This window comes from Candidatus Aegiribacteria sp. (assembly GCA_021108435.1).
Classification (GTDB): Bacteria; Fermentibacterota; Fermentibacteria; order Fermentibacterales; family JCC-6; genus Aegiribacteria.
Genome location: JAIOQY010000108.1, coordinates 1 through 4,713, shown reverse-complemented (window position 1 = coordinate 4,713; position 4,713 = coordinate 1). Strand labels below are relative to the sequence as shown.

The window sequence follows — 4,713 nt, the reverse complement described above, 5'->3', positions numbered from 1 at the left end:
CTGCTGTTTCAATTGATTGACGACTGCGGCATAAACGGATATTTTGCTTTGAAGATAGCCGTTCTGTAAGGGTTTTAGTCTGGAGTGGCGGTATGCCGAATAAAGAGATTCTGGCACTGGAAAAAGAACTGGAAAGCCTCAGGCTTGAACCTCCCGGTTCAGAACTTGCAGTAGTACTGAACAACCTTGCTTACGCCTGTCTGCATTCGGATCCTCTCAGAGCGGAAGCTTATGCTCAGGAAGCAGGGGATCTTGCGGAAAAACAGGAGCTTTTTATCGAGCAGGCTAAAAGCTGCAGAATGCTTGGAACAATCAATCTTGAAGAGGGAAACTTCGCTGAGGCGATGTCGTATTGCCGGAAGTCCATGGAGATCTATAAGGAACTGGGAGACAAGGACGGGATGGCAACTGTCCACGGTACTATGGCTTCCACTTACAGGTCTCAGGGAATGATTGACAAGGCTCTTGAACACTACCACGAGTCTCTCAGGCGGGAACAGGAATGTGGCGCCAGCAAAGATGATCTTGCCCTTTGCTACCTTAATATAGGCGCATGTTACAGCGGTCTTCATCGCCTTGACCTGGCGCAGTCATCTTATGAATATGCGCGTTCGATATGGGAAGAATCCGGTGACCGCATGAAACTGTCATACCTCTACCACAACATCGGTACTGTACATGGAGAAAAAGAAGAGCTTGACAGGGCTCAGGAATACTTCCAGAAAGCCCTTGAGATCAGGGAAGATCTGGGTGACAAAAAAGGTACCGCAAGTACTCTGGCCAATCTGGGAAGTCTGCACAAGAATCTGGATGATAACGAATCAGCTCTCAGGTGTTTCATCAGAAGCCTTGAACTGTATGAGGAGATAGACAACAGAAGAGGAATCGCTCGCATATGCGGTTGTATCGGCGGGATATATACCACACTGGGACGTCTCGATGAAGCTGAAGAACTTATTCTGAGAGGTCTTTCGATAACAAGGAAGCTTTCGGTTAAGGACTGGGAAATCCTCTGCCTGGAAAAGATAACGAACCTGTACGAGGCAAAAGGGGATCTGCAGAAAGCGCTTCAGTACTTCCGGGAACTGAAAACCTGCGTTGAAGAGCACCTGAATGAGAAGAGCATGGAGAAGATTGCAGGGCTGCAGGTGCAGTTCGAAACCGAGAAGAAGGAAAAAGAAGCTGAGATCTATCGACTTAAGAACGTGGAGCTTTCAAGGATGAACGATGAGCTTCGTGATGCTCTTGCTCATGTGAAGACACTCCAGGGTTTACTTCCTATCTGCTCAAACTGCAAGAAAGTCAGGGATGATGACGGTTACTGGAAGCAGATCGAGTCCTACGTTTCTGATCATTCAGACGCGAAGTTCTCGCATGGGATATGTCCTGAGTGTATGGTTAAATTGTACGGTAAAGATTTTGCCAGGGAGCAATAACAGAATCCAGTGACACGCAACGTGGCGCATGTCATATCGGTCTGCTGTTTTTCAATCAGGCTTCGTTCAGGAAGGGTGTCCTGATACGGAGTTTCGGTCTTATCAGGAGGAGAAGTAAATGAATCTTATAAAGAGGAATATTTTTCGATCTGCTTTCGTTCTGCTTTTCGTGCAGGTGATACCGTCTGTATTCCCGGCATTCGCTCAGGAGCCTGTCGAACCGGGACCGGTAATCGATGGCAGAAACATGCTTGTATATCGCTTGAATATCTACGAATCCCTGCCGGAGGAGGGAGAAGGGCTCAGGCTGGGGATCTATCAGGGGCAGGCGGCGATCGGTACTTCGCAGGCCGTGGAGGATAACCTTGAGCGTCTTGAAAGGATAGTCGAGAAGGCAAGCCGGTTCGATGTTCAGTTACTGAGTTTTCCTGAACTCTATCTGTCGGGCTATGCCCTTACGATTGAGATGGCCGAGGAAATGGCTGAACCACAGGATGGCCCGTCAATTACCAGGGCACGGGAGATAGCCAGGATATATGACATGGCGCTCATTCTCCCTTACCCCGAGGTTGCCATGATAGACGGTTCTCTCCGCTACTTCGACGCAATTGCCGTGATCGATGCGGACGGCACGCTGTTGGAGAACTATCGTAAGACACATCTCTATGGTGATTCGGAACGGCTGGTCTGGGATTTCGGCCGGAGTGATTACCCGGTACTGATGGTTAAAGGCTTTCCCATTGGCGTTCTCAACTGCTACGAGGCAGAATTCCCCGAACTTTCTCGAATTCTTGCTCTTAAAGGGGCGAAGCTGGTCGTCATTCCGACTGCGGCCGACGGCTACTACACGCTTCCTGACGGTAACCGCAGCCCGGTGCCATATCCTGATATCTCCCGACTCCTGATACCTGCCAACGCTTACCAGAATAATATATTCTGCGCGTATGCGAACAGGCGGGGGTATGAACATATCGGTGAAGATCAGTGGCATTTCCGGGGCAATTCGATAATCTGCGGTCCCCATGGAGATATCATCATAGCGGCGGATCACGAACAGGAGACGCTCCTTATCGCTGACGTCGTGCCGCAATACTACGGACCAACCCACCCTGAGGTTGACCACAACTACCTGATAGACAGGCGTCCCGGCCTGTACGGAGAACTTGTCAGGGAAGAAGTGGAATTCGATTCGGGATATACTTATCCGACTTATCCGGATTGGTCGAAATAGAATCGTTTCATGAGAATAGTGAACCTGATCATTGATTTCGCGAAGGCCCATAAATTTCTTATCAGCGGGATTTCTCTGGCCATGCTCCTGGTCTCCATCATTCTTGTTCCCTTTTTTATCCAGAACCTTCCAGCTGATTATTTTAAGAAAAGAAAGATCAGATCAAAACCAGCCTGGGTTCCGTTCCCTCTGCACATTCTGTATCTGGTTGTAAAGAACATTATAGGAATTGTTCTTATTATCATGGGTCTTGCCATGATTGTCCTTCCCGGTCAGGGCCTGATTACACTGATTATCGGAATAATACTGACGGATATTCCGGGGGAAAGGAAGGCTTTTCTGTTTGTGCTGCGGAAAACCCCGGTTCTGAAAGGCATGAACTGGCTGAGGAAGAAGAAAAACATACCGCTTTTCGAACTCCCGGAGGAGTAAGCGCTGCAGGAGAAGCTAAATTGACACCTGTAACATGAACGGATATTATGCTATTGAGCGGTGTGAATATAAGGGGAGCAAACCAGTGTTTCGTAAATGGTTGTATGTCATTTGCCTGTTGAGCGCGTTCGCTGCCGCTTACGCTCACCCTCATATGTTCATTGATACAAAGCTTGAGGTTCGTCTTTCCGGAAATCAATTGGACGGGCTGGAGATAACCTGGTTCTTTGATCCAATGTTTACAGCATCTATTGTGAATGATTGGGATGTGAACGGTAACGGCAGTTTCAGCTCATCTGAGGTTGATCTGGTATATGAGAACGCCTTTTCGAATCTTGCTGATTTTGATTACTTCACATATGTCAGTACGGGTAATACAACACTGTCTCCTTCTGTGGTGGAGGATTTTACCGTTTTTATGGATGATCAGACACTGGTCTATCGGTTCTTCGTGCCTTTCGATATACCTGTGTGTGATGGAATCTTCTCGGTTGCGATATACGATCACACCTATTACTGCGACATTCTCTATTGTTCAGACTCTCCGATCACGCTTGCTGGTTCCGGAAGCTCGAACGCGTCGTTTCAGATAGTCTTGAATGACAATATTGAGATACTGTACGGAGGTGCCGTATCGGTCTCCAGAGATGGTAAGACCTATTCCGGCACGGCCTACCCTCAGCAGGTGGTAGTTACCATGGAAGGTAATTAGAGTTCATGCGGTTTATTACTGGCGTTATTGTCATTTGTCTTCTGCTGCTTATTCCTTCACTGGGGTTGAGTCAGGGTAATCCGTTCATTTCCGGATCTTCTGATAACGGTTCACAGAATCAGGTTACTCAATCAACAGGATTGTACTCTACCAGGATTATCGGTCCTCTGCTTCGGCATAGTGTTGCTCTTCAGCGGACACTCCAGCGTTCGATCTCAGAAACCATGCAGAGTGTTAAGGATGAAGGGAATTTAGGAAGCCTTTTTGTTCTGCTGGGGATATCTTTTCTGTTCGGGTTCTTTCATGTCATGGGTCCGGGGCATCGCAAGATGCTTGTGATCGGTTACTTCATGGGTGAGAAAGCCAGGCCTGTTATGGGTATTATGGCGGGGTATCTGCTGGCACTGGTGCATGCAGGCAGCGCAATTGTTCTTGTGGGCGGGTTCTACTGGTTTGCTTCCCGATCACTGCTGGTTTCCGTTAATCAGGCGGAGCTTGTTCTGTTTCCCATTACCTACGGAATTATTTTTGTTCTTGGAGCATGGATGCTGTATCAGGGAGTACGGGGTTTCAGGCGGCATGAGCAATATCGTACTGACGCGAAAGGTATCGGAGGGCTTATACTGTCCGGAATTGTACCCTGTCCAGGGGCATCCGCTATAATGATCTTTGCCGTAACCTCCGATGCTATGCTTCTTGGTATTCTTGCTGTTCTGGCAATGTCTCTTGGGATGGGACTGTTCCTTTCCGGATTGGGATTGCTGAGCATATTCTTCCGGCGAGGGATATCCCGCTTCTTTGAAGATAAGAAACGGGAGCGGATTCTGGATCTTGTGCTTCATCTTGCTGGCGGTGTTCTTATGATATGTTTCGGCGCCTTCCTGCTGGCAGGATGTCTTCTG

At 48.3% G+C, this 4,713-nt stretch carries 5 protein-coding genes; all 5 read left to right on the top strand.

Going from position 1 to position 4,713, the window contains the following annotated elements; translation table 11 throughout:
- Positions 1-92: 92 nt before the first annotated feature.
- Positions 93-1,436, top strand: a complete 1,344-nt coding sequence (locus K8R76_06375) for a tetratricopeptide repeat protein (protein MCD4847798.1) — start codon at positions 93-95, stop codon at positions 1,434-1,436.
- A 247-nt stretch (positions 1,437-1,683) separates the two neighbouring features.
- Entirely contained in the window at positions 1,684-2,667 is a 984-nt protein-coding gene (locus tag K8R76_06370) for a carbon-nitrogen hydrolase family protein (GenBank protein MCD4847797.1), read from the top strand.
- A 9-nt stretch (positions 2,668-2,676) separates the two neighbouring features.
- Positions 2,677-3,099 (top strand): hypothetical protein, encoded by a 423-nt coding sequence (locus K8R76_06365; GenBank protein ID MCD4847796.1) that lies wholly within the window; start codon positions 2,677-2,679, stop codon positions 3,097-3,099.
- 85 nt (positions 3,100-3,184) lie between these two features.
- A complete protein-coding gene (locus K8R76_06360) occupies positions 3,185-3,811 on the top strand; it encodes a DUF1007 family protein (protein MCD4847795.1) in 627 nt (208 codons plus the stop codon).
- A 5-nt stretch (positions 3,812-3,816) separates the two neighbouring features.
- Positions 3,817-4,713 (top strand): hypothetical protein (locus tag K8R76_06355; protein MCD4847794.1); only part of this gene is annotated, 897 nt, incomplete at its 3' end.

What these genes read in the sequence shown, in the direction of transcription:
- K8R76_06370 (MCD4847797.1), top strand. Translation starts at nt 1,684, where the DNA reads ATGCTTGTATATCGCTTGAATATCTACGAATCCCTGCCGGAGGAGGGA.
- K8R76_06365 (MCD4847796.1), top strand. Translation starts at nt 2,677, where the DNA reads ATGAGAATAGTGAACCTGATCATTGATTTCGCGAAGGCCCATAAATTT.
- K8R76_06375 (MCD4847798.1), top strand. Translation starts at nt 93, where the DNA reads ATGCCGAATAAAGAGATTCTGGCACTGGAAAAAGAACTGGAAAGCCTC.